Below are 21,148 nucleotides of genomic sequence, written 5' to 3'. Positions count from 1 at the left end.
GAATTCCCCCGCCTTGTCGGCAAAACTGTCCTCCTCGACCTTCGGCTGCGGCGCCGGCTCCACCGGTTCACCCTTGCGCTGGGTAAGCATTTCATACGCCGACTCACGGTCGATCGGCTTGTCATAACGCCCAATCAACGGCGAAGCCGCCACCAGCGCACTCCGCTCAGCCGCGCTCAACGGCCCGATCCGCGACTGCGGCGGCGCAATCAGCACCCGCTGGACCATCGCCGGCGTGCCCTTGTCCTCCAGCGTGCCAACCAACGCCTCGCCAATCCCGACCTCGGTCAACACCGCCAGCGTGTCGAACGCCGGGTTGGGCCGGAAACCCTCGGCCACCGCCCTCAGCGACTTCTGCTCCTTGGCCGTGAACGCCCGCAGGCCATGCTGAATACGCAGCCCCAACTGGGCCAGCACCGCATCCGGCAGATCCCCCGGTGATTGGGTGACGAAATACACCCCCACGCCTTTCGAGCGAATCAACCGCACCACCTGCTCCAGGCGATCCTGCAGCGCCTTCGGCGTACCGTTGAACAACAGGTGCGCCTCGTCGAAAAACAGCGCCAGCACCGGCTTGTCGGCATCGCCGCGCTCCGGCAGTTGCTCGAACAACTCCGCCAGCAACCACAGCAAGAACGTCGCATAGACCTTGGGCGCCTCGTGCACCAGGCGGCTGGCGTCCAGCAGGTGAATGCGCCCGCGCCCGTCCGCACTGGGCTGCAGGAGGTCTTCGAGCTGCAACGCCGGCTCACCGAGCAGCGCCTCGGCGCCCTGCTGCTCGAGCGTCGCCAGCCGCCGCAGCAAGGCCTGGGTAGAGCCGCTGGTCATCAACGCACTGTCCTCGCCGAGGACCTGCGGGTTGTCCTTGAGGTGATTGAGCAGCGCCTTCAGGTCTTTCAGGTCGAGCAGCAACAGGCCGTCGCGGTCGGCCACCTTGAACGCCGCGTACAGCGCCGCCTGCTGGCTGTCGGTCAGCTCCAGCAGGTTGCCCAGCAGCAACGGCCCCATCTCGCTGAGCGTGGTGCGCAACGGATGGCCAGACTCACCGGCGATGTCCCACAGGGTCAGCGGGTAGGCCTTGGGCGTATGGCCCAGCCACGGCATGCCGGCGATCCGCTCGGCGACCTTGCCTTGTGGCGTCGCTGCCGCACCCAGCCCACACAAGTCGCCCTTCACATCCGCCGCAAACACCGCCACGCCCGCATCACTGAAGACTTCGGCCAGGTGCTGCAAGGTCACCGTCTTGCCGGTACCGGTGGCACCGGCCACCAGGCCATGGCGGTTGGCCAGGCGCATGGACTGGCCCACTGGCTGACCGTCAGCACCCGCACCTAGAACAATTTGTGAAGACTCAGACATGCTGTTTCATCCTCTTCTCAAGCTTTGCCGGATAACGGCCGATATCGACTAGTGATATTCACCTTAGAACAGGATCATCCCCCAAAGGACCTGCGGGACTCATTTGCACGGTTGCCTTAACCCGTTGCGCGAACGACCCGATAATCACCTTAGCGGACCCGATTACGCCATGAATAAAAGCCTACGTTTCAGCCACAAGATCCTCTTGGCCGCCTCACTGATCGTGATGCTCGCCTTTAGTCTGTTCACCCTCTACAACGATTACCTCCAGCGTAATGCGATTCGCCAGAACCTGGAGAATTATCTGGCTGAAATGGGCAAGTCGACTTCGACCAACGTGCGCAACCTGTTCGATGGGCGCATCAAGCTGGTCGAGAACCTGGCGCAGAACATCAACCAGAACCCGACCAGCGCCGAGACCCTGATGGGCCAGAACGCGCTGATCTCGAGCTTCCTCACGGTGTACCTGGGCAAGGTCGACGGAGGCTTCAGCGTGCGCCCCGAGGCGAAGATGCCCGACGGTTACGACCCGCGCACCCGCCCCTGGTACAAGGACGGCATGAACGCCAGCGGGGCGATCCTTACCGAACCCTACATCGACATGACCACCAACAAGATGGTCATCGGCATCCTCAGCAAGGTTTCCAGCAGCGTTGGCGTGGTCGGTGGCGACCTGGCGCTCGACGGCCTGGTGGACATCATCAATTCGCTGAACTTCGGCGGCATGGGTTATGCCTTCCTGGTCAATGACCAGGGCAAGATCCTGGTCCATCCGGACAAAGCGCTGGTGATGAAGTCGCTGTCGGAACTGTTCCCGCAGAACACCCCGAAACTGTCCGGCGAGCTGACCGAAGTCCGCGCCGAGGGCCAGGACCGCCTGCTCACCTTTACCCCGATCCAGGGCCTGCCGTCGGCCAACTGGTACATCGGCCTGTCGATCGACAAAGACAAGGCCTTTGCCATGCTCAGCACCTTCCGCACCTCGGCGGTGATCGCCACGGTGGTCGCGGTGGTGATCATCATCGGCCTGCTCGGCCTGTTGATCCGCGTGCTGATGCAGCCCTTGCTGACCATGACCCGCGCCATGGAAGACATCGCCCAGGGCGAAGGCGACCTGACCAAGCGCCTGACCATCCACAACCATGACGAGTTCGGTACCCTGGGCAGTGCCTTCAACCGCTTCGTCGAGCGCATCCACGGCTCGATCCGCGAAGTGTCCTCGGCCACCGAACAGGTCAACGAAGTGGCCTTGCGGGTGATCAGCGCCTCCAACTCGTCGATGACCAACTCCGACGAGCAGTCCAACCGCACCAACAGTGTCGCGGCGGCTATCAACGAGCTGGGTGCGGCGGCGCAGGAAATCGCCGGCAACGCGGCACAAGCCTCGCAACACGCGACCTCCGCACGCCTGCTGGCCGAAGAAGGCCAGCAGGTGGTCGACCGCAACATCCAGGCGATGAATCGCCTGTCTGACCTGATCGTTACCTCCAGCGCGCACATCGAGACGCTCAACAGCAAGACGGTGAACATCGGCCAGATTCTCGAAGTGATCACCAGCATCTCCCAGCAGACCAACCTGCTGGCACTCAACGCAGCGATCGAAGCGGCGCGTGCCGGTGAAGCGGGCCGTGGTTTCGCGGTGGTCGCCGATGAGGTGCGCAACCTCGCGCACCGCACCCAGGAGTCGGCGCAGCAGGTGCAGACCATGATCGAAGAGCTGCAGGTCGGCGCCCGTGAGTCGGTTGACACCATGGGCCAGAGCCAGCGTCACAGCCAGGACAGCGTGCAGATCGCCAACCAGGCCGGTGAGCGCCTGGAGAGCGTCACCGTGCGCATCGGCGAGATCGACGGCATGAACCAGTCGGTGGCGACCGCCACCGAAGAGCAGACCGCCGTGGTCGACTCGATCAACATGGACATCAGCGAAATCAACATGCTCAACCAGGAAGGCGTCGAGAACCTGCAGGCCACCCTGCGCGCCTGCTCGGACCTTGAGCAGCAGGCCAGCCGCCTCAAGCAGCTGGTGGGCAGTTTCCGCATCTGACCCAATAGACCGCGGCGCCCTCTTCGCGGGTAAACCCGCTCCCACAGGTATCTGTGGGAGCGGGTTTACCCGCGAAAATGACAACGCGGTTTCATGGCTCTGCCAGGCTCCCAACCCCGATCGAACAAACTATTCTTCTGAGAGGTCAACCTTTAGGCGCGTCATCACCAGCTCATCACGGCCGGATGACAGACCCGAAGACGATCCCGGAGGGATGCTGATCGTGCACATTGCTGACATCACCATGTTCTACGCCCCGGCCAGCGGCGGCGTACGTACCTATCTTGATGCCAAACACCGCCGCCTCGATGCCATGCCCGGGGTGCGCCACAGCCTGTTGATCCCCGGCGCCAGCGCCACCCACACCGACGGCGTGTACCGGGTTCCCGCGCCTCCCCTGCCCTTCGGCAAAGGCTATCGCTTTCCGGTCCGCCTGGCGCCCTGGTGCAACGTGCTGCGCGAACTGCAGCCGGACCTGATCGAAGTCGGCGACCCCTACCTGACCGCCTGGGCGGCTCTCGAAGCGCGGCGCAAGCTCGATGTGCCGGTGATCGGCTTCTACCACTCCGACCTGCCGCTGCTGGTCGGCAACCGCATGGGCAACTGGTTCACGCCCAATGTCGAAGCCTATGTCAGCAAGCTCTACGGCAACTTCGACCGGGTGTTGGCGCCCAGCCAGGTGATGGCCGACAAGCTGCGCCGCCTGGGCGTGCGTGAGGTGCATGTGCAACGCCTGGGCGTCGACCTCGCGACCTTCCACCCCGACCACCGCGACGCTGGCCTGCGCGCGCAGCTGGGCATCGCCGACACCACCCGCCTGCTGGTGTTCGCCGGGCGCGGCTCGCGGGAGAAGAACCTGCCCGTGCTGCTCGAGTGCATGGGCCACCTCGGCCGGCACTACCACCTGCTGTTGGTGGGCTCGGGGATGCCGACCAACGTGCCCGACAACGTCAGTGTGATCAACCAGTTCTGCCCCCTGCCGGAGGTCGCCCGGCTGATCGCCAGCGCCGACCTGCTGGTACACGCCGGCGACCAGGAAACCTTCGGCCTGGTGATACTCGAAGCCATGGCCAGCGCCACCCCGGTGGTGGCCGTGCGCGCCGGTGCCTTCGGCGAAATCGTCAACGAGCAGTGCGGCCGCCTGTGCGCGCCGAACGATGGCCGGGCGATGGCCACGGCGGTGCGCGAGATCTTCGAGCAAGGCGTGCGCAAGCTCGGCCTGCAGGCGCGCCGTCACGTCGAGCAGCACTACTCGTGGGATAACGTGGTCAACGGCCTGCTGCAGCACTACCAGGCCGTGCTCGGCCACCCGTCACAGGCGCGCGCGCATGCCTGAGCCCACGCCCCAGCCACGCAGCCTGATGCTGGTGCTGCACGATGTCGCGCCCGAGACCTGGCCCGACTACCAGCCCTTCGTCGAAGCCGTCGACCGACTCGGCGAGGTGCCGATGACCTGGCTGGTGGTGCCGGACTTTCATCACCGCAACGCCCTCAGCCGCGCGCCGGGCTTCTGCCAACTGCTCGAGCGGCGCCTGCAGCAGGGCGACGAGCTGGCCCTGCACGGTTACTACCATGCCGACGATGGCCCTGCGCCGCGCAGCACGCGCGACTACTTCATGCGCCGGATCTACACCCACGAGGGTGAGTTCTACGCGCTCGACCAGGCGCAGGCCCTGCAGCGCCTGCACGACGGCCTGGCGCTGTTCGATCGGCACGGTTGGCCAGTGGCCGGCTTCGTCGCCCCCGCCTGGCTGATGAGCGAAGGCACGCGCCAGGCCCTGCGCCAACTGCCGCTGCGCTACACCAGCACCCCACAGCACCTTTATCGCCTGCCCGAGTTCACCGCCATCGACGCCCCGGGGTTGGTCTGGAGCGCACGCAGCGCCTGGCGTCGGGGGCTATCGCGGGTGGTCTGCGACTGGCAGTGCCGGCGCTGGCGCGAGGCGCCGACCTTGCGCCTGGGCCTGCACCCCGTCGACATGCGCCACCGGGCCTCGCGCGAGTATTGGCTGCGGACGCTACAGACGCTGCTGGAGCAAGGCCGCCAACCCTTGACCAAGTCCGCCTGGCTGGACCGCCAGGTCGCCGCATGAACCGCCTGGGCTGGCTCGCCCTGGCCTTGCTGCTGGCCTTGCTGGTACCGGCCGTGCTCGGCGGCAGCGAGCTGCTGCCAAGGCTGCGCACGTTCGACCCCGGCCTCATGCTGACGCTGCTGGGGATGATCCTGCTGTGCTGGGTGATCAACGCGTTGCGCCTGCGGCTGTTGCTCGGCGAGCAAGGCGCGAAGCTGGGCCGGGTACGCAGCCTGGGCGTAGTAATGGCCACCGAATTCGCCATCTGCACCACGCCCGGCGGCAGCGGCGGGCCGTTGACCCTGATGGCCCTGCTGGCCCGCGACCGGATCGGCCCCGCGCGCAGTGGCGCGGTGTTCGCCATGGACCAGCTGAATGACCTGCTGTTCTTCTTCTGCGCGATGCTGGCGATCGCCGGCTACGCCTTGTTCCACAGCCTCGGGCGCAGCCAGGAGAGCATGCTGCTGGGCAGCGCGCTGATGCTCTGCACAGCACTCGCCGGGGTCATCGCCCTGCTGCGCTACCGCCGCCCGCTGATGCGCGCCAACGGCCGACTGCTGCGCCGGCTGGGCCTGGCCGCCCAGCGCCAGCGCCGCTGGGCGCGCAAGCTGCTGCGCTTCGTGCAGGCGCTGGCCGACACCTGGCGCCTGCCCAAGCGCACCCTGGTGCTGGTGTTCGGCCTCACGTGCGTGCACTGGAGCCTGCGCTACAGCGTGCTGTACCTGGTGTTGCGCGGGTTGGGCGTGGAGCTGGCGTGGATCCCCAGCTTCCTGGTGCAGATGCTCTCGCTGAGTGCCGGCCAGTTCAGCCTGCTGCCGGGCGGCGCAGGCGCTGCAGAACTGACCTCGGCGAGCCTGTTGACGCCCCTGGTGGGCAGCTCGACCGCGGCCGCGGCGATCCTCCTGTGGCGCGCCGTTACCTACTACTTCTATCTGCTGGCGGGCGGACCGGTGTTCGTCTGCCTGCTGGCGCGTCCGCTGCTGGAGCGCTGGCGTCGTCATCAGGCGGGTTGAGCTGACGCCAGAGCTCGGCGGCACCGGCAAACTCGGTACCGTCCTGCTCGCTCAAGGCGTCGGGATCGAAACGCGCCAGGCAGCCCTCGCCCAGCGTCGGCGGCGCCTTGGCAGCCGCCTTGTCGCGTGGATCAGCCATCGCCCCGGCCTCGTCTCAGTCGAACACCACGGTCTTATTACCGTGCACCAGCACGCGGTCTTCAAGGTGATGACGCAGGCCACGGGCGAGCACCATCTTCTCGACGTCGCGGCCGAAGCGGACCATGTCTTCGATGCTGTCGGCATGGCTGACACGAACCACGTCCTGCTCGATGATCGGGCCGGCGTCGAGCTCTTCGGTGACGTAGTGGCAGGTCGCGCCGATCAGTTTGACGCCGCGCAGCGCTGCCTGGTGATACGGCTTGGCACCGACAAACGACGGCAGGAAGCTGTGATGGATGTTGATCACTTTTTCGGCGTACTGCTGGCACAGCTGCGGCGGCAGGATTTGCATGTAACGCGCCAGCACAACGACGTCGGCCGCGTGCTCCTCGACCAGACGCGACACTTCGGCAAAGGCCGGTTGCTTGTCTTTCGGGTCGACCGGGACGTGGAAGAACGGAATGCCATGCCACTCGACCATGCTGCGCAGGTCGTCATGGTTGGAGATCACGCACGGAATGTCGCAATCCAGTTCATCGGTGTGCCAGCGGTGCAGCAGGTCGGCCAGGCAGTGCGACTCGCGGCTGGCCATCAGCACCACGCGCTTCTTCTGCGCCGAGTCGGTGACCCGCCAGATCATGGAGAACTCGTCGGCAATCGGCGCGAACGCTTCACGGAACGCCTCGATACCGAACGGCAGCGACTCGGCGCGAATTTCATGACGCATGAAGAACCAGCCACTCTGCACGTCGGAGTGGTGGCTCGCTTCGTTGATCCAGCCGTTGTACAGCGCCAGGAAATTACTGACTTTCGCCACGATACCGACACGGTCGGGGCAAGCGATCACCAGACGATAGGTGCGCATGAGTGAGACTCCAAGAACTTCGCAAAGGCGCATAGTCTAGCGGCCTGTCAGGAAAAACGCAGTAGTCATCGTTACCCCCGGCGAGCGCCCGGCCGGCGGCGCGTGGAGCCACGACAATTAGCCATGAACAGCGCGATAACCCGGTCGCGTCTCCGACATATGTAAATTTTTCTTAACCTGGCGCACTAGTTATTAGCAGCGGCATGACAATTGATGCCTTTATTAATTGTTTACTTGAGAGTATCGCCTGTCTATTATTGGCCCACACTGTCTCCCTGTACATGCATTTAAGGAACACGCCATGTCCCTGATCAACGAATACCGCGCGACCGAAGAAGCCATCAAAGAACTTCAAGCGCGTCTGGCCAACCTGTCGCAAGATGACAAGCTGAAGAAAGAGCTGGAATTCGAAGGCAAGCTGCGCACCCTGATGGGCGAATACTCCAAGTCGCTGCGCGACGTGATTGCCCTGCTCGACCCAGAGTCGAAACTGAGCAAAGCCCCACGTGGCGCCGTGAAGACCACCGCCACCAAGCGTGCGCGCAAGGTCAAGCAATACAAAAACCCGCACAACGGTGAAGTCATCGAAACCAAAGGCGGCAACCACAAGACCCTGAAAGAATGGAAAGCCAAATGGGGTGGCGATGTGGTTGAAGGCTGGGCAACCCTGCTGGACTGATAGTTCCACTGCAGTACCCCTGCAAAAACGCCGGCAATTGCCGGCGTTTTTTTATGGGCTTTTAACACTCACAGCTGCAACTGGGCCTGCAACTGCCCGACATGCGCCTGCCACGCCTCCAGTACCTGCCGCCCCGCCGCATCGGCGCTTTGCCAACTGCTCTGCCATGCCTGCTGGAAATCACCCAGGGTAATCGGTGCGCCCAGCTGCGGATCAGCCAGGCGCTGCTGGCAGAATTGCTGCCAACGCTGCCGTTCCTGTTCATCGAGGGTGTCGTAGAAGTTGCGCGCACGGTAGCGAAAGAGCAGCTCAGGCATACGCGGGTCATCGAACATCCACGGCGACTGCGCTAATTGATGAGGGTCTGCCTCACGTACCTGCTCGCACAGGCGGCGATCTCGATCACCGAGGAAACCACCGTACAACTGCTGTTCGGGATCTTCGCAGGGGGCAAATTCTTCTGCACTATAAACAGCCGGCAATTTGTCCTGCCACTCTGCCTGCTGGCGCGCCAACTCTTCCGCGCGCGATTGCAGCACGCCGATGTCGATGCCCAGACGCTGTTGATCCGCCGGGCGCAATACGTTCAAAGGCGCCAGCACCGGGCAACGGTTGATCTGTACCAACTTCAACGGTACCGGTAATTGTCCTACAGCGAGTTGGTCACGGCGGGTGTACAAACGGTCACGCAATGTTTCAGCGGTTTCATTTATTAACGGTGACGCGTCCTGCTGCAGGTCGCAGACAATCAATGCATTACGATTACGCGGGTGCCACGCCAACGGCAGTACCACGCCGATATAACTGCGCTCGGCGGAGAACCGCCCGGAAATATGCACCAGCGGCTGTAACAGGCGAATCTGTTCCATCACCTTGTGCTTGCTGCGCAACTGAAATAACCAGTCATACAAGCGCGGCTGTTTTTCGCGGATCAACCGCGCCAGGGCAATCGTCGCCCGCACGTCGGAAAGCGCTTCGTGGGCATGCCCATGGTCGATCCCGTTGGCCTTGCTGAGCAACTCCAGGCGAAGGCTGGTGCGCCCGTCCTGTTGCGGCCAGACGATGCCATCCGGGCGCAGCGCGTAGGCGGTGCGCACCACGTCGATCAGGTCCCAGCGGCTGTTGCCGCCTTGCCACTCGCGCGCATACGGGTCGAAAAAATTGCGGTAGAGGCTGTAGCGGGTCACCTCGTCATCGAAGCGCAGGGTGTTGTAGCCCGCACCGCAGGTGCCGGGGCGAACCAGTTGCTGGTGCACCCGGGTCATGAACTCGGCTTCGCACAGGCCCTTGCTGGCCAACTGCTCAGGGGTGATACCGGTCACCAGGCACGCCGCCGGGTGCGGCAGGATATCGTCCGAGGGGCGGCAATAGAGGTTGACCGGCGCTTCGATCTCGTTGAGGTCGAGGTCGGTACGCACACCCGCCATCTGCAACGGGCGGTCGCAGCGCGGGTTGATGCCGGTGGTTTCGTAGTCGTGCCAGAAGATGCTGGAGCTCACGGGGTGTTCCTGTCACTAGGTCGACCGTGAGTCTAGCGGCCTGGGCGGCCAAATCGAATCCCCAATGCGGGCAAGGTGTGTCGCCGGCGCTCAGGCCGAGGCGTTGGCCGGGCGGAAACTGAAGAAATCGCGCAGCGAACGGACGAAGTCGTCGTACTCGCGCGGCGCCTGCAGCAGCATGAAGCCCGAGTCGTAGTGCCCGGGCGTCTGGTCTTCCCGGCACCACAGGCAACTGGCCGTGAGGTTGATGAACTGATGCCCGCCGCTGGCCAATGGCACACGCAGCTGCAGTTCGAAATCCGGCCCGACCAGTACCGGCAAGGTACTGATCAGCATCAGGCCGTCTTCGGAGGCATTACCCAGGTATCCGATCTGCTGGTCGGTGAAACGGTTGTAGACCTTGAGCACACAAGGTAACTGGTGACGTTGGATGTGGCGCTGGATAAACATGATCGCAAGTGATGTCCCGTACCCGAAGCCAGGAATGCACGGTACTGGCGGTTGCTGTTACAGCTAAGATACAGGTTAGTCCAGCCGCCGTGGCAAATCTCGTGAAATCAACGACACCTTGGTGTTAACGCCAAGGGGTAGCCTTCGCCGGGCTGGCCACCGCGGGCTCACCGCTGCGGTAGTGGCCGAGTTTTTCCAGGGTCTGCAAGCGCGCACGGGCGCGGTAGGCGTACTCGTTCTGTGGGTAGCGCTGGATCAGGTACTGGTAAGTCTGCGCGGCATCGACGAAGAGGTTCTGGCGCTCCAGGCACTGGCCACGCAGCAACGCCACTTCCGGATGGATGAACGGTCGCGCACGGCTGGTGCGGTCGACCTGCGACAGCTCGAGCATGACCCGCTGGCAGTCGCCGCGGTCATAGGCGCGGTAGGCGTTGTTCAGGTGATGGTCCATCGACCAACGGGTGCAGCCGACGACACTGGCCGCGACAGCTAAAACGATCAGGGCTCGCATGGGGATCTCCTTTGCTACGCAGTATATCGGCTTGGCACGGCAAATCTTCACAGGCTTTTGCAAGGATACCCCGACCGTTCAAACGCCCCCCTCGCAGGATGCCAGGTAGTGCAACGGAACAATGACTACAGCGCAACGAAGGAGTAGCCTTTCGCTGCGCTTCACTATAGGAGTCTGTGCATGACCATCCGCCGTACCAAAATCGTCGCCACCCTTGGCCCCGCCAGCAATTCGCCGGAAGTGATCGAACAACTGATCCTCGCCGGCCTGGACGTGGCACGTCTGAACTTCTCCCACGGCACCCCGGACGAGCACAAGGCCCGGGCCCGCCTGATCCGCGAGATCGCCGCCAAGAACGGCCGCCACGTCGCGCTGCTGGGCGACCTGCAGGGTCCGAAGATCCGCATCGCCAAGTTCAGCAACAAGCGCATCGAACTGAAGATCGGTGACAAATTCACCTTCTCCACCGTCCACCCGCTGACCGAAGGCAACCAGGATATCGTCGGGATCGACTATCCCGACCTGGTCAAGGACTGCGGCGTGAACGACGAGCTGCTGCTCGATGATGGCCGCGTGGTCATGCGCGTCGAGACCGCCACTGCAGACGCCCTGCACTGCGTGGTGCTGGTCGGCGGCCCGCTGTCCGACCACAAAGGCATCAACCGCAAAGGTGGCGGCCTGACCGCCCCGGCACTGACCGAAAAAGACAAGGCCGACATCAAGCTGGCCGCGGAAATGGACCTGGACTACCTGGCCGTGTCGTTCCCGCGTGACGCCAAGGACATGGAATACGCGCGCAAGCTGCGTGACGAGTCCGGCGGCAGCGCCTGGCTGGTGGCCAAGATCGAACGCGCCGAAGCGGTCGCCGACGACGAGACCCTCGACGCCCTGATCGCCGCCTCCGACGCGGTGATGGTCGCCCGTGGTGACCTGGGTGTGGAAATCGGCGACGCCGAGCTGATCGGTATCCAGAAGAAGATCATCCAGCACGCCCGCCGCAACAACAAGGCGGTGATCGTCGCGACCCAGATGATGGAGTCGATGATCCAGAACCCGATGCCGACCCGTGCCGAAGTGTCCGACGTGGCCAACGCCGTGCTCGACAACACCGACGCGGTGATGCTGTCGGCCGAAAGCGCCGCCGGTCTCTACCCGATCGAAGCGGTCCAGGCCATGGCGCGGATCTGCCAGGGTGCCGAGAAGCACCCGACCAACCAGAAGTCCAGCCATCGCCTGCACACCACCTTCGAGCGCTGCGACGAGAGCATCGCCCTGGCGGCGATGTACACCGCCAACCACTTCCCCGGCGTCAAGGCGATCATCGCCCTCACCGAGAGTGGCTACACCCCGCTGATCATGTCGCGCCTGCGTTCGCACGTGCCGATCTACGCGCTGTCTCCGCACCGCGCGACCCAGGCCCGTGCGGCGATGTTCCGCGGCGTCTACCCGATCGCCTTCGACCCGGCCTCGCTGCCGGCCGACAAGGTCAGCCAAGCGGCAGTGGACGAGCTGCTGCAGCGCGGCCTGGTCGCGCAAGGTGACTGGGTCATCCTGACCAAGGGCGACAGCTACCACACCATCGGTGGCACCAACGGCATGAAGATCCTGCATGTCGGTGATCCGCTGGTCGGCTGATCAATCCGGGCCGCTTTGCGGCCCTTCGCGGGGCAAGCCCGCTCCCACCGGACCCCTGCAAGGCTCGAATGCTGAGCCCTCCACAGAGCCTGTAGGAGCGGGGTTGCCCCGCGAAGAGGCCCGCATCAGCGCCGCCATCACCTTAAACGTGCTCGGTGAACACATCGGCAAACAGCTGATTCCTCGGCAGCCCGGCAATGAACAAGCGCCGCGCAAACTGCTCGACACTCCCCGGCGACCCGCACGCCAACGCCACTGTCTGCCGCGACGCCAGGCGCAATCCTGCCAGCGCTTGCTGGAAGTCCTCCAGCGCATGCAACTCCACCGTCAACTGCGGATACACCCGAGCCAGCTCATGCAGCGCCTCCGCCAGGTAGTGCTCGTGCGCGACATGCAGCACTTTGATTTCACCTTCATGCCCCTCGCGCAACGCCTCACGCAAAATGCCCCATAACGGCGCCAGCCCGGTGCCCGCCGCCAGCAACCAGAGCGGCCGCGCCTGCCAGTCCGGGTCGTAGTGCAGCGCACCGCCGCGCAACTCGCCGAGGCGCAGCTCATCGCCCAGCCGCAATCCCCGCGCCAGGTCGCAAAACGCCCCCGGCCGTCGGCAGTCGATATGAAACTCGAGAAAATCATCCTCACCCGGCAGGCTCGCCAGGGAATACGGCCGCGCGACCTCGCCGTGCCACAGCAGCACATGCTGCCCGGCCCGATAGCGCATTGGCCGCTGCGCGCGCACGCGCAGGCGCAGCACCTCGGCGAACCAGTCTAGCCCGCAGACCAACGCCGGCAGGCCATCGCTGAGCGGGTCGAACAAGGCCACGCGCAGATCGTCGACCACCCGGCACTGGCAGGCCAGCCGCCAGCCCAACGCGTATTGCTCCAGGGCCAAGGCCTCGGGCAAGGCATCGGCCGGCTGCCCTGCTTCACAGCGCACCAGGCAGGCATGACAACTGCCCGCCCGGCAGCTGTAGGGCACGGCCAGGCCCGCCGCATTGAGGGCATCGAGCAGGTTGCTGCCGGCCGGCACCGGCCAGCGGCGCTCGCCGACGCAGAGTTCAGGCATGGTCATCGAATCTCCAGGTATCACAGGGCCACTGTAAGGCAAGCCGGGATCGACAGCAAAAACGATGCCCAGTGGCTGCCGACAAAGGTCCAGACCGCGCGCTGGTGTACCGGCCCCGGATGCGCGCTATACTGCCGCGCCTTTTTTGCGTCGGCCTGACCTGCCGATGCACCTTGCAAGGTCGTTTCGACACGCTGGTCGGCGCCGTCGGAAGGCCTTTACGAATGTTCCCGTCTTAAAGAGGAGCGCGCTGCATGACCGTGATCAAGCAAGACGACCTGATTCAGAGCGTCGCCGACGCCCTGCAATTCATCTCGTACTACCACCCCGTCGACTTCATCCAGGCGATGCACGAAGCCTACCTGCGTGAAGAGTCGCCCGCTGCGCGCGATTCCATCGCCCAGATCCTGATCAACTCGCGCATGTGCGCGACCGGCCACCGCCCGATCTGCCAGGACACCGGTATCGTTACCGTGTTTGTCCGCGTCGGCATGGACGTGCGCTGGGACGGCGCGACCATGAGCCTGGACGACATGATCAACGAGGGCGTACGTCGCGCCTACAACCTGCCCGAGAACGTCCTGCGTGCGTCGATCCTGGCCGACCCGGCCGGTGCTCGCAAGAACACCAAGGACAACACCCCGGCGGTCATCCACTACTCGGTCGTGCCTGGCGACAAGCTCGAAGTGGATGTCGCAGCCAAGGGCGGCGGTTCGGAAAACAAGTCGAAGATGGCCATGCTCAACCCGTCCGACTCGATCGTCGACTGGGTGCTCAAGACCGTCCCGACCATGGGCGCTGGCTGGTGCCCACCGGGCATGCTCGGCATCGGCATCGGCGGCACCGCCGAGAAAGCCGCGGTGATGGCCAAGGAAGTCCTGATGGAATCCATCGACATCCATGAGCTCAAGGCCCGCGGCCCGCAGAACCGCATCGAAGAGATCCGCCTGGAGCTGTTCGACAAGGTCAACCAGCTGGGCATCGGCGCCCAGGGCCTGGGCGGCCTGACCACCGTGCTCGACGTCAAGATCATGGACTACCCGACCCACGCCGCTTCGCTGCCGGTGTGCATGATCCCCAACTGCGCGGCCACCCGCCACGCGCACTTCGTCCTCGACGGCTCCGGCCCGGCCGAGCTCGAAGCGCCGTCGCTCGACGCCTACCCGGAAATCGTCTGGGAAGCCGGCCCGAGCGCGCGTCGGGTCAACCTGGACAGCATCACCCCAGAAGAAGTCGCCAGCTGGAAACCGGGCGAGACCATCCTGCTCAACGGCAAGATGCTCACCGGCCGCGATGCGGCGCACAAGCGCATGGTCGAGATGCTCAACCGCGGCGAACAGCTGCCGGTCGACCTCAAGGGCCGCTTCATCTACTACGTCGGCCCGGTCGACCCGGTCGGTGACGAAGTGGTAGGCCCTGCCGGCCCGACCACCGCTACGCGGATGGACAAGTTCACCCGGCAGATCCTCGAGCAGACCGGTCTGCTCGGCATGATCGGCAAGTCCGAGCGCGGCCCGACCGCCATCGAAGCGATCAAGGACAACAAAGCCGTGTACCTGATGGCCGTCGGCGGCGCCGCCTACCTGGTCGCCCAGGCGATCCGCAAGTCGCAGGTGCTGGCCTTTGCCGAACTGGGCATGGAAGCGATCTACGAGTTCGAGGTCAAGGACATGCCGGTCACCGTCGCGGTGGACAGCAACGGTGAGTCGGTGCACATCACCGGCCCAGCGCTGTGGCAGAGCAAGATCGCCCAAAGCCTGGCAGTTGAAGTGAAGTGATTCACCTCCTGCGCTGACAGAAACGCCCGGCCTAGGCCGGGCGTTTTCATTTTCACGGTACCCAGGCACTGCCCTGTCGAGCACCGCCGGGCTGCCAGCCAGGTTACATCGGCAATGCCTTGAGCCAGAACGACATGATCTTGGCCGACTGCTCCTGCTGGTCCAGGTCGCGCCAGGCATGGCGGGTGCGCAGTGACGGTTCGTGGAGAAACCCGCGATTGCGCCAGAAACCCTGCAACGGCTTGTAGTCTGCCGGCCGTCGCGGGTGCCCGGCCGGGCGCTCGACCGCACAGAACGCGCAGTAGTCGAACCCGCCCAGCTTGTGCGCATACGACTCGCGCTCGATGAAGAAGCGCACGCCCAGGCCTTGGCCACGGTAGCCCGGCAGCAATACCGACTCGCCAAAATAGAAGACCCTGGCAGGATCACGGCCGTTGGCCAGGAACGGCTGCTGGAACGCGTCCGTCTCGTCGGCCAGGGGCAAGCCGGTCGATGCACCGACCACCTCGCCGTTATCCAAGGCCAGGACCACCAGGCTGCGGGGCGACGCGGCGTAGGCCGCCAGGTAGTCGGCCTGGTATTCAGGGGTACCGTCATACAGATAGGGAAACTCGCGGAACACCGTCAGGCGCAGGCGAACGAGGTCATCGATGTAAGGCGCGATGGCGGCGCCGTGCAACAGGCGGATTTCCATGCTTGGCGGTCGTTTTGTCGATGTGGATGACGCGCTCGGCTAAGCCGGGCCTGAGGGGAAACCCTATCATCCGCTGCATGCCCTCTCCTTTCCCGTACACGACAGGAACATTGCCATGACCGCTACTGAACTCGTCACTGCCTACTATGCCGCCTTGAATGCCAAGGACATGCCGGCCTTGCTCGACCTGCTCAGCGCGGACGTGATCCATGACATCAACCAGGGTGAACGACAGATGGGCAAGGCCGCCTTCGCCGCTTTCATGGACAAGAGCAACCGCTGCTACCGCGAACGCCTGGCCGACATCGTGGTGATGCAGGACGCCGAGGGCAAGCGCGCCGCCGCCGAGTTCACCGTACACGGTGAGTACCTGGCCGACGACGAAGGCTTGCCGGCGGCCAGCGGCCAGACCTATGTGCTCTCGGCGGGGGCGTTCTTCTACATTCACTTCGGCAAGATTGCCCGGGTGAGCAACTACCACAACCTCAATGACTGGCTTGAACAGGTGGCGTGAAACCACCCTGCGAGCGGGGGGTGGCCTTCAGCTGAACGGCCGCAAGCCTTGGCGCAGGCCAAACAGCAACAACAGCAGGTCGTGATCCGGTTGCACCGTACCCTGCGCCTTGGCCACACGGGGCAAGGCACATTGGCCACCCAGGTCGGCCTTGCTGAAGACGGTGGGCCGCGGTTCTTCCCACGCGGCCACCGCTGCGGTGGTCACGGCCAGAGCCGCCACCAGGAACAAAGCTCGAGCTATTTCTAGTTTCATTACTCTAACCCTTTGACAGCGCTGCCAAACGCCATCTGGTAAAAGTAGAGCAATGTCTGCCATTCCGCGTCGTTGAGTGACGAATGGCGGCGCAACTGGCCCAGGTCGTTGAGCGCTGCGCGGTGGCGGCTGATGCGCCGGCGGCACTTCTCCAGGTCGAGCAAGGCGACTTCGGCGCGGGCCTGCTCGCCTTCCCCGCTGACCTTGATGAACACATGCTTGCCATACAGGCAGCCATGCTGCCAATGGCCCAGGTGCATGCGCGACAGGTTGTCGGCGAGGTCCTTGAGCATGCGTTCGTGGAGCACCGGCGGGTAGGTCTCGCGCGCGCCCTCGGCGTGCCAGGAGTCGAGATCGACGAAGCCATCCAGCGCCTCGCTCACCAGCAGCGCACGCCACTGGTGATCGCCATCGCGCTCAGCGCCGCAATAGACGATCCGCGGGACTCGTACACCGAGTTCTTCGAAACTGTGCAGGGCATCCTGCTCGCGCAGCACCGTCGGCCGCCCGAACGGGTGCAGCAGGCTGCGGTAGGTATGGCCGATCTGACGCTTGGCATACAGCAACTGCCCGCTCGCGTCGTTCAGCCGCTGCACGCCGCTTTCGCCGCCGCGCCGCTGATTGGGTGCCTCGACCCATTCGCCCTGCTGTTGCCAGTAGTAATCGAACTGCGAACCGCGATGCTGGGCTGTTGCCATGAATGCCTACCCCTTGCGTAGTACGTAAACCCGCCACATGGCGTAGAACGGCAGGAAGTCCAGACGCTCCTGAATACGGAAACCGGCAGCGACAAACTCTTGCTCGACTGTATCGGCAGGTAACACAAAACGGTTCTGGTAACTGCCCTGCTCCGTTTTGGCGCTGCGTCGCTGTTCGAGTTTCTTGCGCCGCCAAGCCTTGAAGTTGCCATCCACCCACAGCGACAGAATCACACTGTCGCGGCTAACCCGCTGAAACTCAGAGAGAATAGTCTTGCGATGGGCGGCCTCGCCGATGTGGTGGAACAGGCGCATGCAGAAGATGCTGTCCACGGCGTTGTCGGGCAAGTCGATGGCAAAGGCTGATGTCTGCAAGGGTCGTACCCGCGCGACCACCTCTGGCGCTTGCGCGGCACAGGCTGTCTCGATCATCGCCTGCGAATTGTCGGCGCCGATGATCACGCGGTTGGCTTTTTCCGCTAGCAGCGGCCAGAAACGCCCGGCGCCACACGGCAGGTCGAGGACCAGCCCAGGGTCGCCCGCCAACGCCAGGGCACGCCGCGCCAGCTGTTCATCGCGTTGGTGGGACAAGCGACGCGCCAAGCCATCCTGATGCTTGTGGAAGTACGCCTGGGCGTGCTGCTGATCGTACTTCTCGGAAAATTCGAGTTTGATGGGGCTACGCATTGGGCATCTCCTGACTCAATGCGCTCACCTTAGGCAAGCGCACGTTGGCGTCAGGTCATGCAGATGTGAAAAATCTGTCAGCGCGCCGCCGACACGTTGCAGAAGATTACCGAGGCAGACGCGTTCACTCGCCTGCCCGATCATCCTCCAGCAACGCGGCGCTCTGGCACAGATCCACCTGGAAGCGGCAGCCGTGCGGCGAGGTGGCGGTCAGGGTCACTCGCCACCCCTGGTCGTCACAGATCCGCTGCACCAGCGACAACCCCAGGCCCAGCCCCTCACCGCGACGCTCGTCGCCGCGCACGAAGGGCTGGAACATCGCCTCGCGCTGCTCTTCGGGGATGCCCACGCCACTGTCTTCGACGCTGAAACCGTTAGGCTCCAGGCTCAGGCGGATGTAACCGCTGTCGGTGTAATGCGCAGCGTTGCGCAGCAGGTTGCCCATCACCGACTGCAGGAACGTGGCGTTGTGCACCAGCGGGCTGGCACTGACCCGGCCGTCGTAGTAGAGCGCCAGGCCCTTCTGCTCGATGGTGTCGCGCCAGACCCCGATGAGGTCGTCGGCCACCTCACGCAGGGAAGCACGCGAGGCCACAGCGCCTTCGTCGCGCTGGGCCCGGGCGAGCATGAGGAAGGTCTTGACCAGCTCGCGCATCTCTTCGGTGGCCCGCGCGATACGCTCCACCTGGCTGCGCGCGCGGCTGTCCAGGCCGGGGTTCTCGATCAGCAGTTCGCAGGAGGTGGCGAGCACCATCAGCGGCGTGCGCAGCTCATGGCTGACGTCGCTGGTGAACAACCGTTCACGGGTCAGTGCATCGCGCAGCCGGCCCAAGGTGTCGTCGAAGGCCACCGCCAGCTGGCCAACCTCGTCGGCGGCGTAGTCCGGCGCCAGCGGTGGCGCCAGGCCGAGCAACTGATCGCGGTGGCGCACCTGGCGCGCCAGGCGAATCACCGGTGCCATCACCCGCCGCGCCAGCAGCCAGCCGAGGAACACCGCCAGCACCAGGCTGAGCAGGAAGCCGACCACCACCACGGCAAACAGCACCCGCTCGCGCTCTTCGAAATCGCTCTGGTCCTGCAGCAGCACGTAGTGCCGGCCATCGACCACTTCGACCATCGCGTGGTAGGACAGCTGGTCGCGGAACACCTCGTGGAAGCCCGGGGTGAGGTGGCGCAGGTCCTTGGGCAGTTCGAAGTCGTCACGCCCGCCGCTGAAGTAGAACAGCTGGTCGGGGCGCGGCCGATGGCTCCAGTCGCTGACGCTGTCCATGCGCAGCAGGCGCTGCAGGTCGCCGCCAAGGACCGCCGAGATCAGCCGTTCTTCGACCAGGTGCACGGTGGCCACGATGCCGAAGGCGAAGGCCCCGGCGACCAGGGCGCTCATCAACGCGAAGGCGATGATGATGCGCTGGGCAAGGCTCTGCTTAAACTCCATCGCGACCCTCGGCGAGGCGGTAGCCGACGCCATGGACGGTATGCAGCAAGGGTTTGTCGAAAGGTTTGTCGATCACCTGGCGAAGCTGATGGACATGGCTGCGCAGGCTGTCGCTGTCCGGGCAATCATCGCCCCACAGGGCCTCTTCGAGGACCTCGCGGCGCAGCACGTGCGGGCTCTTCTGCATGAGTACCGCGAGCAGCTTGAGGCCGACCGGGTTGAGCTTGAGCAAGCGGCCCTGGCGGGTGACTTCGAGGGTGTCGAGGTCGTAGCTGAGCTCGGCGACCTGCAGGGTGCGCCGACCGCCGCCCTGGCTGCGGCGCAGCACGGCTTCGATGCGCGCGGCCAGCTCGGACAGGGCGAACGGCTTGAGCAGGTAGTCGTCGGCCCCCGAACGGAAGCCTTGCAGGCGGTCATCGAGCTGGTCACGGGCGGTGAGCATGATCACCGGGGTGTCGCGGCGGGCATCTTCGCGCAGGCGCTTGCACAGGGTGTAGCCATCGATGCCGGGCAGCATGATGTCGAGCACGATGAGGTCGTAGTGCTCGGTGGCGGCCAGGTGCAGGCCGGACAATCCGTCCTGGGCACAATCGACGGTGTAGCCCTTCATGCCGAGGTAGTCGGCGAGGTTGGCGAGGATATCGCGGTTGTCTTCAACCAGTAGAATGCGCATCGAGGTCTCCTGTGCGGCGCTTTCGCAGTGCGCGGCAGGCGCAGCTTACGGGCATCGCTGGCGCGGCGCCAGCCTCTGCCCACTATCGTCGAGCCTGACGTTTTTTTCACCCAAGCTTCACCTGTTGCCGATTGCGCCGAGCAGACAATGGCCGATCCCTCACGCTCCAGGAGCCGTCATGTACCCAGCCGTTCGTCCGCGTCCGATCAATCCTTGGCTTTATCTGGGCATCCCCCTGGCAACGGCGGCGGGCCTGCTGTCACTGGAGTGGACCTCGCTGGACATGGACCTGGCCAAGCTGGCCTTCGACCCGGCCGCCGGGCAGTTCATCGGCCGTCACAGTTACCTGCTGGAGAACGTCCTGCACGACGGGGTGAAGCAGGCGGTGATCGGCCTGGGCCTGCTGGCGATTCTGGCGTTCATTGCCAGTCTGTTCTGGCAGCGTCTGTTTACCTGGCGCCGGGAGCTGGGCTGCCTGGTGCTGTCGCTGGCGATCTCCACCGCGTTTGTCACGCCGCTCAAGCAAGTCACCCAGGTGCAGTGCCCCTGGAGCCTGAGCGAGTTTGGCGGCCAGGAGACCTACAGCAAGCTGCTCGAGGCGCGCCCGGCCACCGACAAGCCTGGGCTGTGCTGGCCTGGCGGGCATGCGGCGACGGGGTTCAGCCTGTTTGCATTGTTCTTCATGTTGCGCGACCGACGCCCGCGCTTGGCCCGGGTGGCCTTCGGGGTGGCGGCGACGACGGGGGTGGTGCTGTCGATCGGGCGGATGCTGCAGGGCGCGCACTTCTTTTCGCACAACGTATGGACGGCGGTGTTCTGCTGGCTGATCGGGTTGGGCTGTTACTACCTGGTGCTGTACCGCCGGGGGGTGGCGTTGGCGCCTGCTGGCCAGAGCAGCATTGCCTGAATGATTGTGGGTCTACCCATTCGATGCGTTAGCGCTTATGGCCCCTTTCGCCTTTCCGGCCAGCCCTTGCAAGGTGTTCTGAAATTGCGCTTGGCGTGAGCTCGCCGGGGCCGCTGCGCAGCCCTTTCGCGACACAAGGCCGCTCCCACATGGACCGCGCCGTGCAGTAATTT

Annotated in this window: 22 protein-coding genes and 1 pseudogene; 10 read left to right on the top strand and 13 right to left on the bottom strand. The window is 64.5% G+C overall.

Annotated features, from left to right (window positions below; all coding sequences use genetic code 11):
• The coding region (locus CCOS865_RS18785; protein WP_119143589.1) for a helicase HerA-like domain-containing protein at positions 1–1,359 on the bottom strand (1,359 nt) is incomplete at its 3' end.
• Between the two features lie 169 nt (positions 1,360–1,528).
• Here CCOS865_RS18785 and CCOS865_RS28790 point away from each other — a divergent pair.
• The 5 genes and pseudogenes from CCOS865_RS28790 to gpgF all read left to right on the top strand — a co-directional run.
• Positions 1,529–2,545, top strand: a pseudogene (locus tag CCOS865_RS28790) (cache domain-containing protein); the annotation flags it as partial.
• A gap of 93 nt (positions 2,546–2,638) precedes the next feature.
• A complete protein-coding gene (locus CCOS865_RS28785; protein ID WP_415842721.1) occupies positions 2,639–3,403 on the top strand; it encodes a methyl-accepting chemotaxis protein in 765 nt (254 codons plus the stop codon).
• A gap of 214 nt (positions 3,404–3,617) precedes the next feature.
• On the top strand, positions 3,618–4,739 hold the full coding sequence (gene gpgS, locus CCOS865_RS18775) for an N-acetylglucosaminyl phosphatidylglycerol synthase (RefSeq protein WP_119143573.1): 1,122 nt from the start codon (positions 3,618–3,620) through the stop codon (positions 4,737–4,739).
• Positions 4,732–5,496, top strand: coding sequence for an N-acetylglucosaminyl phosphatidylglycerol deacetylase (gene gpgD / locus CCOS865_RS18770; RefSeq protein WP_119143571.1), 765 nt, complete (start codon positions 4,732–4,734; stop codon positions 5,494–5,496). Before gpgS ends, gpgD begins: the two co-directional genes overlap by 8 nt.
• Entirely contained in the window at positions 5,493–6,488 is a 996-nt protein-coding gene (gene gpgF / locus CCOS865_RS18765) for a glucosaminyl phosphatidylglycerol flippase (RefSeq protein WP_119143569.1), read from the top strand. Before gpgD ends, gpgF begins: the two co-directional genes overlap by 4 nt.
• Here gpgF and CCOS865_RS28780 read toward each other — a convergent pair.
• Positions 6,391–6,627: a hypothetical protein gene (locus CCOS865_RS28780; protein ID WP_119143567.1), complete on the bottom strand. Its 237-nt coding sequence runs from the start codon at positions 6,625–6,627 to the stop codon at positions 6,391–6,393. The two genes, gpgF and CCOS865_RS28780, sit on opposite strands and share 98 nt — an antisense overlap.
• 15 nt (positions 6,628–6,642) lie before the next feature.
• Positions 6,643–7,494, bottom strand: a complete 852-nt coding sequence (gene purU / locus CCOS865_RS18755) for a formyltetrahydrofolate deformylase (RefSeq protein ID WP_119143565.1) — start codon at positions 7,492–7,494, stop codon at positions 6,643–6,645.
• 301 nt (positions 7,495–7,795) lie between these two features.
• Between purU and mvaT the strand changes: the two genes are divergently transcribed.
• Positions 7,796–8,173 (top strand): histone-like nucleoid-structuring protein MvaT, encoded by a 378-nt coding sequence (mvaT, locus tag CCOS865_RS18750; protein ID WP_119143563.1) that lies wholly within the window; start codon positions 7,796–7,798, stop codon positions 8,171–8,173.
• Between the two features lie 68 nt (positions 8,174–8,241).
• Here the strand turns inward: mvaT and sbcB are convergent, their stop codons facing one another.
• The 3 genes from sbcB to CCOS865_RS18735 all read right to left on the bottom strand — a co-directional run bounded on the left by sbcB (position 8,242) and on the right by CCOS865_RS18735 (position 10,633).
• A complete protein-coding gene (gene sbcB, locus CCOS865_RS18745; protein ID WP_119143561.1) occupies positions 8,242–9,672 on the bottom strand; it encodes an exodeoxyribonuclease I in 1,431 nt (476 codons plus the stop codon).
• A gap of 90 nt (positions 9,673–9,762) precedes the next feature.
• A complete protein-coding gene (locus CCOS865_RS18740) occupies positions 9,763–10,122 on the bottom strand; it encodes a PilZ domain-containing protein (protein ID WP_119143559.1) in 360 nt (119 codons plus the stop codon).
• Between the two features lie 124 nt (positions 10,123–10,246).
• Entirely contained in the window at positions 10,247–10,633 is a 387-nt protein-coding gene (locus CCOS865_RS18735; RefSeq protein ID WP_119143557.1) for a tol-pal system YbgF family protein, read from the bottom strand.
• A gap of 180 nt (positions 10,634–10,813) precedes the next feature.
• On the opposite strand from CCOS865_RS18735, the gene pyk reads away from it, so the two are divergent.
• Positions 10,814–12,268, top strand: coding sequence for a pyruvate kinase (gene pyk / locus CCOS865_RS18730; RefSeq protein WP_119143555.1), 1,455 nt, complete (start codon positions 10,814–10,816; stop codon positions 12,266–12,268).
• Positions 12,269–12,410: 142 nt separating this feature from the next.
• Here the strand turns inward: pyk and CCOS865_RS18725 are convergent, their stop codons facing one another.
• Entirely contained in the window at positions 12,411–13,334 is a 924-nt protein-coding gene (locus tag CCOS865_RS18725; RefSeq protein ID WP_119143587.1) for an iron-sulfur-binding ferredoxin reductase, read from the bottom strand.
• Positions 13,335–13,588: 254 nt separating this feature from the next.
• Here CCOS865_RS18725 and CCOS865_RS18720 point away from each other — a divergent pair, with 254 nt between their 5' ends.
• Complete coding sequence (locus tag CCOS865_RS18720; protein WP_119143553.1) at positions 13,589–15,112, top strand: fumarate hydratase; 1,524 nt, start codon at positions 13,589–13,591, stop codon at positions 15,110–15,112.
• Between the two features lie 103 nt (positions 15,113–15,215).
• On the opposite strand, the gene CCOS865_RS18715 is transcribed toward CCOS865_RS18720, so the two are convergent.
• On the bottom strand, positions 15,216–15,806 hold the full coding sequence (locus tag CCOS865_RS18715) for a GNAT family N-acetyltransferase (protein WP_119143551.1): 591 nt from the start codon (positions 15,804–15,806) through the stop codon (positions 15,216–15,218).
• A gap of 115 nt (positions 15,807–15,921) precedes the next feature.
• Here CCOS865_RS18715 and CCOS865_RS18710 point away from each other — a divergent pair, with 115 nt between their 5' ends.
• The gene (locus tag CCOS865_RS18710) at positions 15,922–16,320 is read left to right on the top strand and encodes a ketosteroid isomerase-related protein (protein WP_119143549.1); all 399 of its coding nucleotides are present in this window, start codon (positions 15,922–15,924) and stop codon (positions 16,318–16,320) included.
• Between the two features lie 27 nt (positions 16,321–16,347).
• Here CCOS865_RS18710 and CCOS865_RS18705 read toward each other — a convergent pair whose 3' ends face one another.
• From CCOS865_RS18705 to colR, 5 genes are all read right to left on the bottom strand, one after another.
• Positions 16,348–16,575, bottom strand: coding sequence for a hypothetical protein (locus CCOS865_RS18705; protein WP_119143547.1), 228 nt, complete (start codon positions 16,573–16,575; stop codon positions 16,348–16,350).
• Positions 16,575–17,273 carry a lipopolysaccharide kinase InaA family protein gene (locus CCOS865_RS18700; protein WP_119143545.1) on the bottom strand — a complete coding sequence of 233 codons (699 nt, stop codon included), beginning with the start codon at positions 17,271–17,273 and terminating at the stop codon, positions 16,575–16,577. Before CCOS865_RS18700 ends, CCOS865_RS18705 begins: the two co-directional genes overlap by 1 nt.
• A gap of 6 nt (positions 17,274–17,279) precedes the next feature.
• On the bottom strand, positions 17,280–17,960 hold the full coding sequence (locus CCOS865_RS18695; protein ID WP_119143543.1) for a class I SAM-dependent methyltransferase: 681 nt from the start codon (positions 17,958–17,960) through the stop codon (positions 17,280–17,282).
• 124 nt (positions 17,961–18,084) lie between these two features.
• Positions 18,085–19,395 carry a sensor histidine kinase gene (locus CCOS865_RS18690; RefSeq protein WP_119143541.1) on the bottom strand — a complete coding sequence of 437 codons (1,311 nt, stop codon included), beginning with the start codon at positions 19,393–19,395 and terminating at the stop codon, positions 18,085–18,087.
• Positions 19,385–20,068 carry a two-component system response regulator ColR gene (colR, locus tag CCOS865_RS18685; RefSeq protein WP_119143539.1) on the bottom strand — a complete coding sequence of 228 codons (684 nt, stop codon included), beginning with the start codon at positions 20,066–20,068 and terminating at the stop codon, positions 19,385–19,387. The genes CCOS865_RS18690 and colR overlap by 11 nt, the downstream gene beginning before the upstream one ends.
• A 178-nt stretch (positions 20,069–20,246) precedes the next feature.
• Between colR and CCOS865_RS18680 the strand changes: the two genes are divergently transcribed.
• Entirely contained in the window at positions 20,247–20,975 is a 729-nt protein-coding gene (locus CCOS865_RS18680) for a phosphatase PAP2 family protein (protein ID WP_119143537.1), read from the top strand.
• Positions 20,976–21,148: the final 173 nt, after the last annotated feature.

Source organism: Pseudomonas reidholzensis, from assembly GCF_900536025.1.
GTDB classification, from domain to species: Bacteria; Pseudomonadota; Gammaproteobacteria; order Pseudomonadales; family Pseudomonadaceae; genus Aquipseudomonas; species Aquipseudomonas reidholzensis.
The sequence above is the reverse complement of the archived record's forward strand: the minus strand, read 5'-3'. Positions and strand labels throughout refer to the sequence as shown.